Annotated in this window: 15 protein-coding genes; 2 read left to right on the top strand and 13 right to left on the bottom strand. The window is 41.4% G+C overall.

Annotated features, from left to right (window positions below; all coding sequences use genetic code 11):
* Nucleotides 1-35 precede the first annotated feature (35 nt).
* The 4 genes from NSTCB13_RS02510 to NSTCB13_RS02495 all read right to left on the bottom strand — a co-directional run bounded on the left by NSTCB13_RS02510 (nucleotide 36) and on the right by NSTCB13_RS02495 (nucleotide 3,253).
* Nucleotides 36-1,574, bottom strand: a complete 1,539-nt coding sequence (locus tag NSTCB13_RS02510) for an ArnT family glycosyltransferase (protein ID WP_448273100.1) — start codon at nucleotides 1,572-1,574, stop codon at nucleotides 36-38.
* Nucleotides 1,575-1,778: 204 nt separating this feature from the next.
* Entirely contained in the window at nucleotides 1,779-2,429 is a 651-nt protein-coding gene (locus NSTCB13_RS02505; protein ID WP_448271265.1) for a Uma2 family endonuclease, read from the bottom strand.
* A gap of 147 nt (nucleotides 2,430-2,576) precedes the next feature.
* Nucleotides 2,577-2,999: a type II toxin-antitoxin system VapC family toxin gene (locus tag NSTCB13_RS02500; protein ID WP_448271264.1), complete on the bottom strand. Its 423-nt coding sequence runs from the start codon at nucleotides 2,997-2,999 to the stop codon at nucleotides 2,577-2,579.
* Nucleotides 2,999-3,253, bottom strand: coding sequence for a hypothetical protein (locus NSTCB13_RS02495; protein ID WP_448271263.1), 255 nt, complete (start codon nucleotides 3,251-3,253; stop codon nucleotides 2,999-3,001). The genes NSTCB13_RS02500 and NSTCB13_RS02495 overlap by 1 nt, the downstream gene beginning before the upstream one ends.
* A 179-nt stretch (nucleotides 3,254-3,432) precedes the next feature.
* Between NSTCB13_RS02495 and NSTCB13_RS02490 the strand changes: the two genes are divergently transcribed.
* A complete protein-coding gene (locus tag NSTCB13_RS02490; RefSeq protein WP_448271262.1) occupies nucleotides 3,433-3,840 on the top strand; it encodes a hypothetical protein in 408 nt (135 codons plus the stop codon).
* 36 nt (nucleotides 3,841-3,876) lie between these two features.
* Here NSTCB13_RS02490 and NSTCB13_RS02485 read toward each other — a convergent pair whose 3' ends face one another.
* From NSTCB13_RS02485 to NSTCB13_RS02475, 3 genes are all read right to left on the bottom strand, one after another.
* Nucleotides 3,877-7,317: a CHAT domain-containing protein gene (locus NSTCB13_RS02485; protein ID WP_448271261.1), complete on the bottom strand. Its 3,441-nt coding sequence runs from the start codon at nucleotides 7,315-7,317 to the stop codon at nucleotides 3,877-3,879.
* A gap of 78 nt (nucleotides 7,318-7,395) precedes the next feature.
* Nucleotides 7,396-8,210 (bottom strand): IS5 family transposase gene (locus NSTCB13_RS02480; protein ID WP_448273099.1). Its coding sequence is split into 2 segments (ribosomal slippage): nucleotides 7,396-7,844 and nucleotides 7,844-8,210, totalling 816 coding nucleotides; the frame shifts between segments, so codons are not numbered across the junction.
* 75 nt (nucleotides 8,211-8,285) lie between these two features.
* The gene (locus NSTCB13_RS02475) at nucleotides 8,286-8,981 is read right to left on the bottom strand and encodes an NACHT domain-containing protein (RefSeq protein WP_448271260.1); all 696 of its coding nucleotides are present in this window, start codon (nucleotides 8,979-8,981) and stop codon (nucleotides 8,286-8,288) included.
* Between the two features lie 59 nt (nucleotides 8,982-9,040).
* On the opposite strand from NSTCB13_RS02475, the gene NSTCB13_RS02470 reads away from it, so the two are divergent.
* Nucleotides 9,041-9,370, top strand: a complete 330-nt coding sequence (locus NSTCB13_RS02470; RefSeq protein ID WP_448271259.1) for a hypothetical protein — start codon at nucleotides 9,041-9,043, stop codon at nucleotides 9,368-9,370.
* Nucleotides 9,371-9,434: 64 nt separating this feature from the next.
* Here the strand turns inward: NSTCB13_RS02470 and NSTCB13_RS02465 are convergent, their stop codons facing one another.
* The 6 genes from NSTCB13_RS02465 to NSTCB13_RS02440 form a co-directional block, all read right to left on the bottom strand.
* Nucleotides 9,435-9,908 (bottom strand): hypothetical protein, encoded by a 474-nt coding sequence (locus NSTCB13_RS02465; RefSeq protein WP_445629807.1) that lies wholly within the window; start codon nucleotides 9,906-9,908, stop codon nucleotides 9,435-9,437.
* A gap of 81 nt (nucleotides 9,909-9,989) precedes the next feature.
* Nucleotides 9,990-12,275, bottom strand: a complete 2,286-nt coding sequence (locus tag NSTCB13_RS02460) for a PhoD-like phosphatase (RefSeq protein WP_448271258.1) — start codon at nucleotides 12,273-12,275, stop codon at nucleotides 9,990-9,992.
* Nucleotides 12,276-12,593: 318 nt separating this feature from the next.
* Nucleotides 12,594-13,985: a malic enzyme-like NAD(P)-binding protein gene (locus NSTCB13_RS02455; RefSeq protein WP_448271257.1), complete on the bottom strand. Its 1,392-nt coding sequence runs from the start codon at nucleotides 13,983-13,985 to the stop codon at nucleotides 12,594-12,596.
* 323 nt (nucleotides 13,986-14,308) lie between these two features.
* Nucleotides 14,309-15,412, bottom strand: coding sequence for a photosystem II q(b) protein (gene psbA / locus NSTCB13_RS02450; RefSeq protein ID WP_448271256.1), 1,104 nt, complete (start codon nucleotides 15,410-15,412; stop codon nucleotides 14,309-14,311).
* Between the two features lie 344 nt (nucleotides 15,413-15,756).
* Nucleotides 15,757-16,839, bottom strand: coding sequence for a photosystem II q(b) protein (gene psbA / locus NSTCB13_RS02445; RefSeq protein WP_445629811.1), 1,083 nt, complete (start codon nucleotides 16,837-16,839; stop codon nucleotides 15,757-15,759).
* 351 nt (nucleotides 16,840-17,190) lie between these two features.
* On the bottom strand, nucleotides 17,191-18,690 hold the full coding sequence (locus NSTCB13_RS02440) for an MBOAT family O-acyltransferase (RefSeq protein WP_445629812.1): 1,500 nt from the start codon (nucleotides 18,688-18,690) through the stop codon (nucleotides 17,191-17,193).
* Nucleotides 18,691-18,746: the final 56 nt, after the last annotated feature.

The following is an 18,746-nucleotide window of genomic DNA, read 5'->3' as shown; positions in this document are numbered from 1 at the left end:
CAGATGAAAAAAGTAAAATATCTTACATATTTAAGTTATGGTGAAATCAGTGTAAATCCTTGAGCCGAACCGATAATTTTACTACCAGTTAAATTGATTTGCTGCAAAGCTCCATTGTCTAACAGCAAATAAGATTTATTAGATAACATTTGTTGTAAAGTTGGGACAGTTGCAGGAGTTACCTTACAATCGCAGTAAAAGTCTAAACTGGGACGCCCATAAGCAAAAGAAGTATAAATTTGTGTTCCTGTTGAAACATTTGCCCGAATTAATTCTGCTACTGGTTTAACCGGAAAAGCTTCCTTTAATTCCCAGATCCATGATTGCGAACTCATTAACAGTGCTAAAACTAAGTACATCCCAGAAAATAGCACTGGAATAAAGTTGCGATCGCGTTGTCTAATTAGCCATGCTGCAATGCTCATAGTTATTGCCAAAACAATGCTCATAACTATTAAACTCGGCTCTTTCTTTGCAACAATAAAGTAAACAAAACCTCCTAAACCAGCAATAGCAATAATAGCTATAAATATTGTCAAACTTCGCACCTTAAAATGACCGTACTGCCAAATTTCGCTAAGTTTAGCACCAATTGCCAAAGCTAAAAATGGATACACAGGCATAACATACCAAGGCAGCTTAGTTCTCATTAAAGAAATAGTCCCTAAGTAAATAATTATGCCAATAAGAATTAAGCGACCCCAGGTAGTATGACGTTTTTTCCAAGCTAGATAAAAACCTCCTGGTAAAAATAGTAGCCAAGGAAAACTATACTTAATTAACTCAATTAAATAATACCAAGGTGGCCCGCTATGACCTTCAACAGATTGTGTCAAGCGATCAAAAGTTTGTGTTTGAAAGTTCACTTGGAAGAAAGTTTCGCCATAATGTTGCCATTGAGCGACAAACCAAGCGATCGCAGGTGCATTTCCGAAAAATATTCCCACTAATAAATAGGGACTTGTTAACAAAGCATACTGCCGATCTACAATCAGGAATAAAAAAGCGATCGCCCCTAGCGGTAAAACTATCATCCCTTTGGTGAGAGCGATTAACCCCAGACAAAATCCCACACCGAGAGCATATCGGCGATTCTGTCGTGCTTTTAGCAAACAAAACAACAGCAGCAAGAAAAAGGTAATAGTTGTACCATCTAGCATTGCTAGTCTTCCGTGACGCACTACAGGCAACATCGTCAGGTAAACTAAAGCGCTAAACAGAGCTGGTATTTGGTTAAAAAGCAAACATCCCACCAAGTAAAGCAAAGGCACTCCCAAGGCAGTTAACACTGCACCCGGTAAACGCGTTGTCCACTCATTCACGCCTGCGATCGAGTAAGTCCAAGCAATTAACAAGTGCATCAGGGGTGGCTTATTATGATAGGGTTGTCCTCCCAGTGTGGGGTAAAGCCAATGCATTGAACCAAGCGGGGCACGCCAAATTTCACGGGCAACTTGTGCCACAGTACCTTCATCCCAATCTCTTAAAGCGGAGTTTCCCAAAAATATCAGCCATAGAAATAGAGATATTACCAGTAAGCTAAATAACCATTCTTTTTCTCGGAATAGACGCATATTTAAAATCGGGATAATCATCTCAAACCTCACTAATCGTTAGATGATTTCCATCAGAAATCATTGCTAATTTTGTAAGTATCTTGGATGAAGATTTGAGATTTTCTTCTCCTAAAATAGATACTCAGGCTGATAATACTCGAAATCCCATCGTAAATCTAATGGAAGTTGTGAGTAATTAACAATGCTCCAAACTGCCAAACTTCAACCCTCCTTTTGCTGAAACTGGCTCAATAACCAAGCGCAAACTTCAGATTGACTTATTTCACGACTTCGGCGTAAGGCTTCTTCTAAAATTGCAATTACCAATCCAGGCAATACTTGTGATTCTTGAATACGTTTACTGCCTCGATCTGCGATCGCATAAGCTATAATTTCGGCATTTTGGACATCTACTACCCAGTATTCAGCAATACCCAATTCTTCGTAAAGCGCTCGCTTTGTACCCAAGTCATCCAGTAAAGATGTTTTCGCAATCTCAATCATTAAATCCGGTGCAGGATAGCGATCGAGGTTGACGATTCCTGTACCTGCTGGGATAGTTTGGGCACGTTCTCTGAGGTAATAGGCTATATCAGGCTGACAATCCTGAACACCAGTTTTACGAAAAGTCGTGGTGTCTAAGCCTGTGGCTAGAATCCCTTTAATAGTCGCAAATAGAGTTACAGCAAAAATAATTATTACATGGTCTTGACCATGAGCAAAACTAACTGGTGGCATCTCCAGCCTCATGTGTCCTTTGTAGTAGTAACTCTTTGCCTTCTCGTTGAGCAAGTTAGCGATCGCTTGCTCATACTCCTGCCAAGAAGCACAAATCCATGTATCTGTCGGTAACTGGGTCTGAGTTTCACTCATTGTCTAACCCTTCTGCCAGTAAGCTATATCTCTTGTAACTTAAATTCTAAACTCCTAGCTCGACTCTTTAACCTCTGAAGTGCAACCTTCGAGTTCTGAGGTTGGATGATGGGGGTTAGAAGGCGATCGCTTCGCTGCTAAACCATCTCATACTCGGCAATTTCGCATCAAAGCTGTATAACCTGCTTGCACAAAATGTCTGTCATAGGCAAGCGCTTCAGCAATAATTTGCTCCTCCATAATTTTGAATGACACGCAATCAGTTTGACTCCACTCCTTATCTACCCTTTGCTCATAAAGCGTCAACGCCGCCTGAAACTGAATACTAGTTTGGGGAATGATGGTAGTGTTTGGATGGCGATAGAGACTTCTAATAAGATTGGCGGCTGCTTGTCGAAAGTACTCACCTCTAGATGAAAAATCATTCAGTACTTCAGTTAAGACCATTTCACTGGTGACAATATGAGCAGGCTGTAAAGCTTTTGAGAGATTTATCGCTTTGTTATGTAAATCATCACGAGGATTAAGCAACGCTACCCAGTACCCTGTATCTGCAAACACAACCCGCATCAATCTTTTCCTTGTTTCTGTTTCTGGTAGTAATCAAATCTCCTAGCTAAGTCTGTGGGTAGTTTTTGCCATTCTTCATCAGGGACTTGGGCAGAGATTTCAGCTACCAGTTCCCAAATAGGCACAGCGTTTGGGTCAAAGGAAAGTTCGCTTAATTTGGATATCTCGCTGAACTTGATGGTAGTTGACAGGTTTTCAGAACCATCTGACGGAGATATCGGCGTATGTTCCGGTTGAAAATTTTGTTTTACCATTCTATTAATTTTACTTGCTTCTTCGATGTCTGAGTCTGGATGATGAGGCTTGAAAGGCGATCGCTTTATTTACTCAACTTAGTTTATTCTCTTTTCACCGCAGCCTCAATTGCTTTCACAAATGGAGCAACCCACTACTGATCTAAAACTTTTTAAAGTGCCTCAAATATAAATGCACTTTGATTTTTTGGCTTATTGCTCACAATCTGGAGAATCTGCTCTGGTTGAAGCGGTTGCCAAGTTTGGCGACGAGTCTAGCTTTTGAGATATTATGCGTCTGCGATCGCTCTCAAAATCTCAACTTTCAACCTCTGAACTCGGAAGTTGCACCTTTTTACTCGAACATTGAGCCTCTGAACTCGAAACTTCCACCTTTTTGCTCGAATGTTGAGCTTCTGAACTCGAAACTTCCACCTTTTTGCTCGAATGTTGAGCTTCTGAACTCGGAAGTTGCACCTTTTTGCTCGAATGTTGAGCTTCTGAACTCGGAAGTTGCACCTTTTTGCTCAAACGTTGAGCTTCTGAAGTTTAAGTTTCGGTTTGTGAGGTTAAAACTTAAAGGTATAAGCTTGGATGATGGTGATTGAAGAGGCGGTTTTCTGATTACCAGAAAGGTGATTAAGCTATTTTTTCTTCAATTTTGGAGTTAAATGCTCTGGAATGTTTTCTAATTGAATTGCATTACATCCAAATTTATAAGCTATTTCAATTGACTTCCCTGCTCCAAGAGCATCATAGAATCCTGTAGCAAACTTGATTGCGGCAGTATCTCCCACTGAATCACTCATACCAATTACATAATTAATATGCTGGACAATCGCGTTTGCTTGCACCTCAGAAAGGCAAGCATTCAGAAGAACACATTCTACGTCTTCAGCAAACAGTTCAAATAAACTTGCGAGAGCCTCTGTACTCACTAGTTTTGATTTACCTTCTTCGTCTTCTATCACTAGTCCTTCATCTCCAGCTCCATGTCCGCAGAAATGGACAATCTGTGGTCGAGTATCTAATAAAGCTCGACGTATATCATCAGTCCTAATAGCCCCTCTCTTCTCTAATCTGAATTGGTCACGCTTCTGAGATCGACGTAATCCCTCATCAATTTCACGCACCTCTTTATCCAAGCGTAATCTTGCCTCATCAACTGGGCTGGATGCCAAGATCAGAATTGTTTTCATAGTCTGTGATTCCTTTTTGCTAACAATCTGAAGAATCTGCTCTGGTTGAGGTGGTTGCCAATTTTTTCGCCGTTTAACGCTCTGAGCTTTCAGCAGCGTTTTTTGAAGCCACGTTAATTCAGGAAACTCCTCAGCAATACGCTCAATCTCGATACATGCCTGAGATGTCCCAGTTTCCCTAAGTTGTGTTAAAACACTGTCTCTTAAGTTAGCAACGCTCTCTCTAGCGCCCATATTGTGAGCAAGAACATCATTACTGTAATCAGGATCTTCAGCATGAGGATACTGATAAAGTAGCCAGATGTATAAATCCGCTAACTGTTTTTCAGTCAGCTTCAAATGCAAACCATGCGAGTAGCGGTAAGCGACTGCTTCAAATACTTCTCGCCCAAAGTCTGTATTTTGGTGGATAGCCGACCAAATAACCGCCCAGCTAGTAGGTTCTGCACATTCGACTAATACCCTACCTGCAACTACAGCTTTTTGGTGTGCTTCTTCTTCTAAAGGCAGAGGAATAGAAACAAGGGATTTAGCAAACTCTCTAGCTCCAATCGATTCACGCTTTAAAAGTTCTTCAAGTAACTGTCCCATACATTGAGGTTTAATTACTGTATCCCTAGCCTTTTCTAAAAGAACAGCTTTGAAAGGCTCATCCCAGCATTTCTCAAATTTATTAAGAATAAAGATATAGCTATGTTCCTCATTCTCCTTATTAATAATGGACAGCAGTGTATTTAGGGTTTCAGAGGGGGCATTTATGTATGCCCATTTAACTAATTCGGTGTAATAATGTTCTCTTTGGGTGGTGCTGCTATGAGGAAAGGCGACAATAACAGATGCCCACCGTTGCCATATCTCAGATGATATAGTATCTAAAAATTCTGGAGTTTCTTGTAAAAGCAATAGTAAAGCTTTACAGCCAGCTAATGCTGGACGATCGTAAGTATTTGTCCCTATCCAGTCATAAGCTACCTGATTATATTCTTGAATGTACTTTTTAGCGCCGTTGATAATTCTTTTACGAGTTTTTCTATCAGCTTCTTGCCATCCAAAAAGTTTTGTTAAATCTGATTCAAGCTCTTGTTCATAAAATTGACTATCTGGCTTAAGCAGCATCTCCATACTTATTTGCCACCAAGCTAATAGATTTCCTGACTCTAGTTGCTCTAAAAATAGAAGTACTCGTTCTTTAGGTGGTGGATCTAGAATAGGTTTTTGTCTACGAGCTATGCGTTCTTGCATCTCTTGATAGTCAGACCTCGACTTCTTAGCCTGCATTGAGTCCAAATCAATTATTGAAACATAATATGCAAATTCTTCACGCAAGATATTATTAGTCTGAGTAGCTGTAAGGATAGCATCTATCTGCTTCACATCTTGACGATTAAATTTCCACTGAATTAGCGCTGCCCAAATTCGCTGTTGCTGAGAATCAACATTTTTAAGTTTTCCGAGCATCCAAAAAACATCTTCTGTCAAAAGGATATTTTGTGTTAATGAATCCAATAAGAAATATATATTTTCTCCTGATTGGGAAACTGTTATAACTGCCTGCTCAACAAGCTTGCGCCGATTTTCAATATTATTAACAAGTGATAATTTAAATTGTGCTTGAATCTCATTGTCAAAAGTTATGATTTTCTGGTCTTCTCTCCACTGTATTAGAGCGATTTTAGTAAAATTTTCTGCTATCTCAGGTAAATTGAGATGTTCCCAAGCTTTTAACATTATCGCGTCTGCAAGTATTTCAAATGAATGTCCAAAGCACCTAAGACCTTGCTTTTCGACCCACTTAAGAGCAACTAGCAAATCACATGGCTGTAGTTTTGGTACAAGTTCAAAGTCAAGAAATATTTGATACGAGCCTGTAAAATTTTTCTTCTTGGGTGGAGTTAATATATTAAACAATTCCTCTACTGTTAGATGATCTGACCAAATTGCTGCCAAAGCATATCCTTTAAGTCGGTCGTCCTCATCTTCTAGAAGCTTTTCACAAGTCAGTGGTTTCAATTGCAATCTTGCACTTACATTACCAATTGTACAGATTGCTTTTGCGGCACTAACTCTGAGGTAAATTGATTGAGATGAATCAAGTGCTAGGTTTATTAACTCCTCCTGAAGTTCATCTACCTTACAAGCCTCAGCAATGTTTATCGCTGCATTTCGTGCATCGATTGGCTTGCTTAAATCCTGAATATATGGAAGCAATTGTACAGCTAACCCGGAATTTTTAAACTTCTCGTATGTGGGATAATTATCTCTATGTGAATCAAATAGTTTTCCCTGCTCGTACTGTTTTAAGAAGTTATCAACTATTGCTGCTCGAAGATTTGTATCTGTAGGTATGTCGCTTCGCAACAGTACATCAGGATCAGTCTTCATGATTTCCTGAAGTACGTCAGTTCTCATACTAGCTAACCATGCTACTATTTCATGAAGTTGTGGAATTAATTTATGTTCAGGATCTTCAGGTGAAACAATTAATTTCATCACCTGATTTAAAGGGGTTTCGTGCTGAAATAAGTACCATGCTGCTAGAAATTCAGCATAGGTCTGATGAGCAAAAACAATTCGATGCACCCCACGCGAAGAAAACAACCCCGTAACAGATAAAATCTCTTCTTTAATACACTTTTCGTCAAAAGAAAACTCTTGCTGATTAATGTTTTCTTTACCTATCAAATCCCGAATAGCAATATCCGTTGTAGGCATATCCCCATATTCTGGATTGACCCAGATGGCAGACTTATTAGAAAATAGAAGTAATGCAGCAATTCGACTTGCTATAATTAATCGTTTTTTGGCACTTAAACTGCCAATATTGTCTGAATCACGGCGATCTGGGTTAACCTCTTCACACATTTGTAAACAACCTTCTTCGTACAATTCTTTCTGAGAAGAAGGAAACCGTCCGTTTTGATAAATACCCAGAAGAAATTTTAGAGCTGATTCGTAAACAAAAGCTTAAGAAGCCATCCGCTTGATCATCAGACGAATCAATGAGCCATAAATCATAGCTTCACTTAACTCTGTGTACAACTCATAATCCTTACTCAAACGCCGAAATCTATTAAGCCAGCCAAATGTCCGTTCCACAATCCATCGTTTCGGCAATCGCTCAAATGTTTTCGATATCCTTTCAATCACCTCAACACGAACCTTTTCTCCGCAAACTTTCTTGACTGCTTGAGCAAAGTTTTCTCCTGAATAGCCTTGATCTACCCAAACAACTTCCAATTTGGACAATTCTTTAACCGCCTCATGCAGTACAACCACAGCACCTAAACGTTCTGACGCATTGGCTTCAGTTACTAAAACACCAATCAACAACCCTTGAGAATCTACAACTATATGTCGCTTACGCCCTTTAACCTTCTTACCACCATCGAAACCGTAGACCTCCCCTTTTTTTCCGTGGTCTTCACTGACTGAGAATCTGCGATCGCCACGGTAGAATTTTCATCTCGCCCTAAATCTTGTCGCAGTTGATAGCGCACTTGGTCGTGAATCTGCTGCCAGATGCCTTTACGCTGCCATTTTTGAAAGTAGCCATACACTGTTGTATATGGAGGAAGGTCATGAGGTAGCATTTCCCATTGACACCCAGTACGTTGCACGTAGAAAATTGCATTCAATATTTCTCGTAAATCTACTTCTACAGGATGCCCAAATCCCTTTGGCGTAGGGAGAAGAGGCTTGAGAATCAACCATTCAGCATCGCTTAAATCACTTGGGTAGGGTTTGCGGTGTGGATTCTCAATCGTAGGTATACGGCTCATCGACAACAACATAAATTACACTCGATTTAGCCTATAACCTTAACAAAGCCGGATTCAGCTTTCTTTAGATTTTCTTTACGAATCAGCTCTTAATGTTATTGGCTTGATAGCAAGAGGAATAGCATTTTTGTTAAAAACTTCCTGTAAAAAACTGTTAGAGTTTATGCCACGCTTACTTGCCTCTTCAATTACATTTTCTCGAAGTAGAGGAGCTAGCTGATATACCCCAAAATTCGCTTCTCCCCACTTGTCTTTTAGCTTTTTTTCTAGGCTATCCTTCCAATCAGCTGTTCTGCAAGTGATCCGAAAATACAAGCGATCGCAAGGTAACTTTTCTATTTCACGCTTGAGAATAATGACAAGTTTATTGATGGAAAGTAATCCTTCATCTAGGCTATCCAAAAAAAGATATAGTTTATGTTTTCCTCTGCACCAAGCTTGAAACGTTTCGTCGCGGAAAATTGCATCACACAGATCCTTATCTGAGTCATAATTAATAAGTTTGAACCACAAACATACATCTTCTGAACCACTAAATTTCTGACTTATTTGAGAATATGCTTGTTCGGCTGCTGTAGTCTTACCCATACCAGCTTCACCTAGCAGCACCAAACAGGGCTTTTCAGATATGGTATCAAAAGTAACTAAGTCAGGATTATATATATGTCCCCACTTTTCTTCTGGATTGCATAAATAACCTCCGCAAGCAAAGTTGAGGTTAATTGATGGAGGATACCAGAATCGCTTCCATTTGTAATCTTGACTTGGCATTTTTACCGACAAGAGGTTGAGAATATTTTTACTATGTTAACCTCACCCAACCCTTAGTGATGCTCCATCATAAACTAGCTTTTAGGATAAGATGCTTTTGCGATCGCTCTCAAAATCTCAACTTTCAACCTCTGAACTCGGAAGTTGCACCTTTTTACTCAAACGTTGAGCCTCTGAACTCGGAAGTTGCACCTTTTTACTCGAACGTTGCACCTTTGAACTCGGAAGTTGCACCTTTTTGCTCGAACGTTGCACCTTTGAACTCGAAAGTTGCACCTTTTTGCTCGAACGTTGCACCTTTGAACTCAAAAGTTGCACCTTTTTGCTCGAACGTTGCACCTTTGAACTCAAAAAATAGAGCTTCAGAACTCGAAATGTCGTGCTTTTAACTCCAACATTTAAATTCTGAAGCTCACACGTGGCATCTTTTAAGTGCAAGTACTAGGCTATTTTCTACAACGCTGCTTTTTGAGACTTGGATTTTCCAGGTTTACGAGCAAATCGTTGTCCCATTTCTGCAACCACTGTATCTAAACCCGCCCCTTGTCCACTGGCTTTAGCGTAGTTATACACCTGTAACGCGGCTGCATAAGCTTCACTACCGACTGCAAGAGATGTATCATCTACCAACTCTTGTAACTGCGTCAAGGACAACAACACCGGATACAAGGCTTCAAATAATTGCACATCCTTTCGCATTTCATCCAAGTCAAACGATCGCGGTAAAAACTCTGGATTCTGCGCCGCCACCTCTAATGCTTTGCTTACAAACGCCCGACTCTTATCTCCCATCTTGGGTAAAGTCTTGCGATCGTCGGCACTCAAATCAACCAAAAATGGTAGCTTTTCTTTAATCGTGCTAATCGCTTGCAACACAGCATCTCTGTCTGTTTGTGCCAATGTTGCACTAATTGGGGTCGTAGACATAGAAATCACTCTCCAGTATGTTTCTGAAGTCTAGAGTGCCCACATATACAACTAAACTTTCCATTCACATAACAAAACCGCTCATCGTAATAAAGACTGATTGGGCGTTAACTGGCTCTCAAAACGGCTGTAAACAATTTGGGTTGGATACCAACAAGAAAACCAGTATAAATCTTGCATAACTTTGCAATAATTACTTTCATCTGCTAACTCAAAGTGAACCAGCGCTAAATTATTCAATCCAACTACTTCTCGTCCCTCTTGAAACCAACGAGATTTCCAAAAAATCAGAGGTTGTAACCATTTCCATTTAGCATTTTCGGCTCGTTTCCAAGGAGCTATCAATGATAATATATCTGCTGTGTAAGTAGAAGTCTGAACGCTGTTTCTAGGTATCCACTCCAGTACACAATGCCAGTCAGGGTCATTCAGCAGCTGAGGATTATGGTGTAATTGTTTCTCGGAAATTTCTACCATATTGGGTGGCTTTATCCAGCCGATCCAATGTCGTACCTGTTCTGGTAGCAGCCAATCTTTCAATCGTGTATGAATCAACCGCGTCAACATTTCTTCATTCTTCAATGCACTAGCGGTTAGCTGTACTAAGACAGATTGTAATTTGGAATGGGTGCGTGCATAAGATAAGTGAGCAACAGAACTGTAGTGAATATCCCCAGATAGAATCACGACTTGTTGACGTTCCTCAAACAAAGTAGTTAGAAATTTCGCCAGTGCTTCAACATTAATATTCCAAGCATCTCCAACATCTGTTGAAAAAACTTTCTCCTGGTTTAAGTGCCAATGATGAATCCAATCAATCACTTGTAATCCAAATACATTTGTAGGCGCAATCACAAATGTAGTTTGAATCTGAGTTTGTTCAACTACTTCTTGTAAAGGTAAAACTAGTTGTTGCTCAAAGGCTTTGGGACATAACAGCATCGGCGGCGCAATTGGTTTTTGATCGGCTGGATAACCCCGCCATGTACGTGTATCCAGCACAATTACTTCATGGCAATCGCTCCTGACTATATAATGCCAAGTCAGCGCTTTTGGATCTCGATCCAGAATAAATACCGCGCCGTCTCGGACTAAAATAGGTAAGTCTGTGTGAGGATCGTTGGCTGGCATACCTAGATAACGAGCGATCGCCTCATTAGCCTTTGCATCTCTTCCTTCGGAAGCTGACCAAGCTTGTGCAGCCGCCAACAGCTTTTCACCTGATTTCCCTTCTGCAAATTGCTCTGGTGTATTGCCCCAACCTTGAAATACTGTATAGGCTAACAATGCATTTTGGACTATTCTTCGCCCTAATGGTCGCCCCAGCACGCGCAAACACCAAGCTTGGTTCAAATTCCAGTCATCAGTAACATCATGGTCATCAAAGATGGTGTACATGGGGATATTGGCAAGGGCGCGGCGCACTTTCCAAAGGGTATAGATGAATTGTCGCAAATGCTTGACTGCGCGATTCCAGTCTTTGATAGCATGGCGATCGCGCATTACTTGGTGTCCTTTGGGAAATGTTGTCGGCCAGCACACTGGCGACCAAGCGAGTAAATAAGTAGCGTAATATTCACCCAGACTGAAAAGATGACTGTTGACTTTCTCTGCTTTATTATGTAATCCTGCCGTCAAACCAGCTTGATTTGTCGCAGCATCAGCCCGTTCTCTAGGGGGTAGCTGCTGGGGAGTGCAATACACTCCATTTACCGGAAGTCGTTCTTCCCAACCCAAGAGGGCATCACCAAGAGTAGTTGCAACCCACAGAGATGGTTCTGCTACATCATCTCCATAAATTTGATCTCCCGTGAGAAACAGCTGGTGAGGTCGGTGCTGGGGTTGATTTGCTGACGCCTGAATCATACTATCGAGAATTGGCAGTGCATCAAACCCATGCCCATGAGGTTTACGGCAGGAAGCATGGACAATTTGCAAATCTTGAAAACGGTTTGGCGGTAGAACAAAGGTTGGTTTTCGATGATCGAAGTAGCTGATGCTGACTGGAGGAAAGGAGTTTGAACATAATGCTTGTTGCATTTGCAGGGTTTGGTCAGCAACAGTAAACTGGAGGTCGTATGCATAGATGCGACCTCCAGTTAAGCGATGTCCAATTGTAGACCGAGCCGTGATGGCAACTACATGAAGATACTTACCCAGAGCAAAGGTAGAGCGTTCTCCCTCCAATAAGCAATTTCCTATTACTTCACCATCATTTGTTGTGTCATAAACCTTAAGTTTTACCTGACAAGACTGTTTGAGTGCGACCCATACTGTCACAGACTCTGGCTCAGTATATTTGAGGATTGGCCCCGCTAAAATCAGTGGTAGTTCTTGTAAAAACTCGTCCCCAATTTGATACTTCATTGCAAACAGTTGACATGATGGTGTTTTAGATGTGTTACTTTGCTCCTAAATTGGTAGCCCCAACTCATCTAATCACCAATCATGCATCAATTCTTATCTGTTTAACATCAGTTTATAGCGCAAATTGATTGCAGCCTAAAAGTTCAGGGACGAGCGAGACGCGCATCTCATAAAAGTGATTATTTTAGGAAACTCCAAGAAATAAACTATCCAATATTGTGGGGTGGGCAACATGAGCGCCATATAAACTGGGCGCTTATGTTGCCCACCCTACAATCAATAATTGAATATTTTTTTATTTGGAAGTCCCTTAGTTAATTAATTCCGCGCGATGCCTTCTTCTCGTGCGGCACGTTGCACAGCCGCAGCAACAGCAGTGACAACGCGCTCATCGAAGACGGAAGGAATAATATGTTCCCGATTTAAGTCAGATGGCTTAACTAAAGAAGCGATCGCACTTGCAGCTTCTAGGTACATTTTGATGGTAATTGTCTGTGCCCGACAATCTAAAGCACCACGGAATACCCCAGGAAAAGCAAGGACGTTATTGATTTGATTTGGGTAATCGCTACGACCGGTCGCAATGACAGCCACATCTTTACTGATTAATTCTGGCTGAATCTCTGGAATCGGATTTGCCATTGCAAAGATAATTGGATCTTTCGCCATCGATTGCACCATTTCTGGTGTCAAAACTCCTGGTGCGCTGACACCAATAAACACATCAGCCCCTTGCATTGCACCCGCTAATGTACCCTGACCTTTCACAGCAAATTCGAGTTTTTCCTCTGTCAAATCGCTGCGACTGGTAGAGAGAATCCCTTTAGAGTCGCACATCCAGATTTTTTCTGCCCCAGCTTTACGGAGTAACCGAGCGATCGCCACTCCCGCCGCCCCAGCACCGTTAATTACGATCTTGATTTCTGCTAAGGATTTATGTACCAGTTTCAAAGAATTAAATAACGCAGCCAAGGTGACAATTGCTGTACCGTGCTGATCGTCGTGAAAAACGGGGATATCTAACTCTTGGCGTAATCTCTTTTCAATTTCAAAGCAGCGAGGTGCAGCGATATCCTCTAAATTCACGCCCCCAAATACTGGAGCAATATTTTTAACTGCCTGGATAATTTCTTCTGTATCTTGGGTGGCGAGACAAATGGGAAAAGCATCCAGCCCTGCAAATTCCTTGAATAGCATTGCTTTGCCTTCCATAACTGGTAAGGCGGCAGCTGGGCCGAGATTTCCCAAACCTAAAACGGCACTACCATCGGTAACAATGGCAACAGTGTTTTGTTTGATGGTTAAGTTGTAAACTTCCTCTGGGTCTTGAGCGATCGCTGTACAAATTCGACCAACTCCGGGGGTGTAAGCCATTGCTAAATCGGAAACACTCTTCAGGGGAATTCTGCTAGCAATGCTAATTTTGCCACCACGGTGCAAATTAAAAGTGCGATCGTAAACACTGAGTAACTTGATATCTGGCAAGGCTTTGATTGCTTGCACAATGGTTTCAGCGTGTTCAGTACTAGCAGCATCTACAGTCAGATCGCGGGTGGACTCTTTGCGGGTTTGCTCGATTAAATCGATTTGACCGAGATTACCGCCACAGGTTGCGATCGCATGTGTTACTGACGCCAACATCCCTACACGATTGGGAATCTGCAAGCGCAGTGTCAAACTAAAACTAGAATTAGGAGTTAGGTCTGCCATGTTGATTTTGGATTTTAAGTTTTAGATTTTATATTGAATTGAGACAAAAACTAAAATTTGAGATTTGTAGTCTGTGAAAACACAATCTATGTATCCAGGGATAATCATCAGTAGTTAGTTTATCTACTGCTCACAGTTTTGATAATTATTTTTATTTATACCAATGCATTCACTAATATAAATGAGTAACAATTTAGTAATTGTACCCAAATACACCAGATATTTTTTTTATATTTTATCTGTGTAAATATTTGTATAACTATAGCTTCATGCACGAAAAAAGCGCCCTCCATACAGAGAGCGCAGTGAATTTTAACTTACAATTAACCGTGAATTACAGGTGCCGCAGCTACGCCTGTCGTAGACATCGTTGCCACTGGTACTGCCTCACCCGCCGCTAAATCCAGAGGGAAGTTGTGAGCATTGCGTTCGTGCATCACTTCTATACCCAAATTGGCCCGGTTTAGTACATCAGCCCATGTATTAACTACATGACCTTTAGAGTCAAGAATTGATTGGTTAAAGTTAAACCCGTTGAGGTTGAACGCCATCGTACTGATGCCCAATGCCGTCAACCAGATCCCAACTACAGGCCAAGCAGCCAAGAAAAAGTGCAAGGAACGCGAGTTGTTAAAGCTGGCATATTGCCAAATTAACCGCCCAAAGTAACCGTGAGCTGCTACGATGCTATAGGTTTCTTGTTCTTGTCCAAACCTGTAACCATAGTTTATAGATTCAGCTTCTGTTGTCTCTCTGACTAGAGAGGAAGACACCAAAGAACCGTGCATTGCTGCGAAAAAAGCACCACCGAACACCGCAGCTACACCTAATTCATGGAATGGGTGCATGAGAATATTATGCTCGGCTTGGAATACCAACATGAAATTAAAAGTGCCGCTAATGCCCAGAGGCATCCCATCAGAAAAGCTACCTTGACCAATTGGATAAATTAAGAAAACCGAAGTTGCAGCAGCTACAGGCGCAGAGTAAGCAACGCAAATCCAGGGACGCATCCCCAAACGATAGCTTAACTCCCATTGCCGACCGAGCCAGCAGAAGATCCCAAGCAGGAAGTGCAAGACAATGAGCTGATAAGGGCCGCCGTTGTAGAGCCATTCATCCATTGAAGCAGCTTCCCAAATTGGGTAGAAGTGCAAACCAATTGCATTAGAAGCAGGTACAACAGCACCAGTGATGATGTTATTGCCGTATAATAAAGAACCAGAAACTGGCTCCCGAATGCCGTCAATATCAACGGGTGGTGCAGCAATAAAGGCAATAATGAAACAGATGGTAGCGGTTAATAGGGTAGGAATCATTAAAACGCCGAACCAGCCGATATAAAGCCGATTGTCGGTGCTAGTAATCCATTGACAGAAACGATCCCACAGGTTGCCGCTTTCGCTTCTTCCTAGAGTTGTGGACATAACTGTGTTATTTATAAATCGGTGACAACAAACTTTCTCAATTCTTAAAAATTGAGAATTAAGCTGTTTTCAAAGACTTTTGCCAAATACCTTCTCCCTAATAGCCGGGACTCTCTGGAATTACCTCACACCAAAAATGCTGTTAACTCACTTCCCCAGGGAGACTGTGTAGAAAAAAGGGAAAACTTTCCCGGCTCCTAATATCACGTTTTACATTAGTAATTTGTATTTTTCAAGACATTTTTTTTAAGTTTTGCTAAGTTAGCCTAGCTTTTAAGTTAATTACAACAAAAAAGCGCCCCCCATTTCTGGAGGGCGCTTTTTATTTAGCTAAATCTTCAGAATTAACCGTTGATCGCAGGAGCAGTCAGAGCAACAGGAGTAACTTCACCAGCAGCTAAATCTAGGGGGAAGTTGTGAGCGTTACGCTCGTGCATTACTTCCATACCCAAGTTAGCGCGGTTGATTACATCTGCCCAAGTGCTGATGACGCGACCTTGGGAATCAATTACTGATTGGTTGAAGTTGAAACCGTTCAGGTTGAATGCCATCGTGCTGATACCCAAAGCGGTGAACCAGATACCGACGACAGGCCAAGCTGCTAAGAAGAAGTGCAGTGAACGGCTGTTGTTGAAGGAAGCGTATTGGAAGATTAACCGACCGAAGTAGCCGTGGGCTGCAACGATGTTGTAGGTTTCTTCTTCTTGACCGAATTTGTAACCGTAGTTTTGAGACTCGGTTTCGGTGGTTTCGCGAACCAAGGAAGAAGTTACTAGAGAACCGTGCATTGCTGAGAACAATGAACCGCCGAATACACCAGCCACACCTAACATGTGGAAGGGGTGCATCAAGATGTTGTGTTCTGCTTGGAACACAATCATGAAGTTGAAGGTTCCAGAGATACCCAAAGGCATACCATCAGAGAAAGAACCTTGACCAATTGGGTAGATCAAGAATACTGCGGTAGCGGAAGCCAGAGGTGCGCTGTAAGCTACGCAGATCCAAGGACGCATACCTAAGCGGTAAGAAAGTTCCCACTGACGACCAAGGTAGGCAGCGCAACCGAGCAAGAAGTGTAAAATTACTAACTGGTAAGGACCGCCGTTATACAACCACTCATCTAAGGAAGCAGCTTCCCAGATTGGGTAGAAGTGCAAGCCGATTGCGTTTGAAGAAGGAACAACTGCACCAGAGATGATGTTGTTTCCGTAAATCAAAGAACCTGCAACTGGTTCGCGGATGCCGTCGATGTCCACGGGAGGAGCAGCGATGAAAGCAATTACGAAGCAGGTTGTAGCAGCTAGTAGGGTTGGGATCATGAGGACACCAAACCAACCGATGTAAATACGGTTGTCGGTGCTGGTGATCCACTCGCAAAAGCGATCCCATACGTTAGCGCCGGAGCGCCGTTGTAAGGTTGTGGTCATGGTTTTATAAGTGCTATGGGTTGTTAAATATGCAACAAGCGATTTTATTTTCGCCTGTTGAAATACAGTCTACATGAATTTACTTTGACGCGAACTGTGACTTAATATTCTGTAACATAATTCTTTAACAAGCTCATCGAACTGTAAAGTTTTCCTTCTATAAATAATCAAGATAAAAGTAATGGATTCAGGCTTTTTCAGCCATTTCAACAATAAACTAGCGATCGTTTTTAATGAAGCGATCGCCTCGTTATTTAACTTTACCTTTCTTTACAATTAGCTGGTGGGAAAGATTTTAATTCTTGCTAATTTGTAACGAAATATTAAGTTTTACATTGTCTGATGGTTCAGTTAAAAATCAAAGTAGATGTAGGGCAAACTGCCTTCAGGAGCTAATAACCAAACAGCGTAAAAACATAGGGGAACGAAGACAAGCTTAAGGGGCCAGTTAAACTCCAACTTCAGCATTCGATTGAATGCATAGACTACAGCCATAAGGGCAGCTAAAGCTAGAAGTACCCAAGCGAGTTGGGATTGGCTCATATTTAAGGCTTCGACATAAACCTTTTCAGCAAACTGGGCGTCAGCCGGATAACCCCAAAGATGCCGAATTACCAAAGAAGAGTCTTGGAGATTAGGTAGACGGAACCAAATCCAAGAGGTAAAAACCATGAATTGAGTTAAGAACCAAGCAACAAATATACCTAGAGGATTTTGCCAGAATTGTTCTAGATTTTCAGAGCGATCGCTTATAGAATCTGTAAGTCGATGAACCACTAAAGCTAATCCGTGGAATATACCCCAAACGACATAACCCAAAGCAGCACCGTGCCAGATACCAGCAATTAGCATCACAATAAATAAATTCCAGCAGGTACGGACTAAACCGCGACGGGAACCACCCAACGGAAAGTAGACATAGTTACGTAACCAATCTCCCAGAGTCATGTGCCAGCGCCGCCAAAATTCAGAAATATTGGTGCTGAAATAAGGAAAGTCGAAATTTTCAGGTAGAACTAAACCGAAAAGCATCGCACTACCACGGGCAATGTCTACGTAACCGTTGAAATCTAGATATAACTGCAAGCCATAAGCGAATGTAGCTAACCAAAGATCCGTACTACCGGCCCGTTGCAAATTACCGAAACATAAATCGACGAAAATTCCCAAGTGGTCTGCAAAAATACCTTTTTTGACTGCGCCTCTAGCAATCAACCACAGCGCTTGGGCTACTCTATTAGTATTGGGTAATTCTAGTGTATTAAATTGATTTGCTAAGTTGTGGTAGCGCGTAATCGGCCCTGAAATCAGTTTGGCGAAGAATAATTTGTACGTAGCAAATTTGAGAAAATTATCAGTAGCAGGGGCACCGCGATAGACATCTATTAAATAAGCAATACATTCAAAAGTGAAAAATGAAATTCCCAAGGGTGCAATTAATTTAAAAGAGCTATCTGGCGAGTTTGTTTGGACATGAAAAACAAACTTGAATAAAGGGGTAAAATACTTAAAAGCTAATAGCAGTAAAACATTTAGAATTATACCCACCCACAAAATCTTTAAACGGCGACGATTCCAATCAACTTGAGCAAATTGCCACTCTTCATTAGAAATTTGCCAGTCAAGAGAATGTTTCCCTGGTGATGTGTTGTTACCAATTCCCAGCCCTATACGGAAATTGATAAACGTCAATGCTAATAGTAATGGTATGTATTGGATGTGCAAAGATGAATAAAAAACCAGACTGGCAATTAGCAGCGTCCACAATCGCAATTTATGTTGTGCTAAAGACCAGTAAATTCCTAACACACTCAATAAGAACAGCCCATAGAAAATTGATATAAAGTTCATTTTTTAGTCATTTGTCATTTGTCATTTGTAAAAATAGTTCTTCTTCCCCTACTGTT

The organism is Nostoc sp. DSM 114160 (assembly GCF_053470305.1).
Note: the sequence above shows the minus strand (reverse complement) of the source record. Positions and strands in the feature narration are given on the sequence as shown.

What these genes read in the sequence shown, in the direction of transcription:
- NSTCB13_RS02510 (WP_448273100.1), bottom strand. Translation starts at nt 1,574, where the DNA reads ATGCGTCTATTCCGAGAAAAAGAATGGTTATTTAGCTTACTGGTAATA.
- NSTCB13_RS02505 (WP_448271265.1), bottom strand. Translation starts at nt 2,429, where the DNA reads ATGAGTGAAACTCAGACCCAGTTACCGACAGATACATGGATTTGTGCT.
- NSTCB13_RS02495 (WP_448271263.1), bottom strand. Translation starts at nt 3,253, where the DNA reads ATGGTAAAACAAAATTTTCAACCGGAACATACGCCGATATCTCCGTCA.
- NSTCB13_RS02470 (WP_448271259.1), top strand. Translation starts at nt 9,041, where the DNA reads ATGCTCCATCATAAACTAGCTTTTAGGATAAGATGCTTTTGCGATCGC.
- psbA (WP_445629811.1), bottom strand. Translation starts at nt 16,839, where the DNA reads ATGACCACAACCTTACAACGGCGCTCCGGCGCTAACGTATGGGATCGC.
- psbA (WP_448271256.1), bottom strand. Translation starts at nt 15,412, where the DNA reads ATGTCCACAACTCTAGGAAGAAGCGAAAGCGGCAACCTGTGGGATCGT.
- NSTCB13_RS02475 (WP_448271260.1), bottom strand. Translation starts at nt 8,981, where the DNA reads ATGCCAAGTCAAGATTACAAATGGAAGCGATTCTGGTATCCTCCATCA.
- NSTCB13_RS02440 (WP_445629812.1), bottom strand. Translation starts at nt 18,690, where the DNA reads ATGAACTTTATATCAATTTTCTATGGGCTGTTCTTATTGAGTGTGTTA.
- NSTCB13_RS02500 (WP_448271264.1), bottom strand. Translation starts at nt 2,999, where the DNA reads ATGCGGGTTGTGTTTGCAGATACAGGGTACTGGGTAGCGTTGCTTAAT.
- NSTCB13_RS02465 (WP_445629807.1), bottom strand. Translation starts at nt 9,908, where the DNA reads ATGTCTACGACCCCAATTAGTGCAACATTGGCACAAACAGACAGAGAT.
- NSTCB13_RS02455 (WP_448271257.1), bottom strand. Translation starts at nt 13,985, where the DNA reads ATGGCAGACCTAACTCCTAATTCTAGTTTTAGTTTGACACTGCGCTTG.
- NSTCB13_RS02460 (WP_448271258.1), bottom strand. Translation starts at nt 12,275, where the DNA reads ATGAAGTATCAAATTGGGGACGAGTTTTTACAAGAACTACCACTGATT.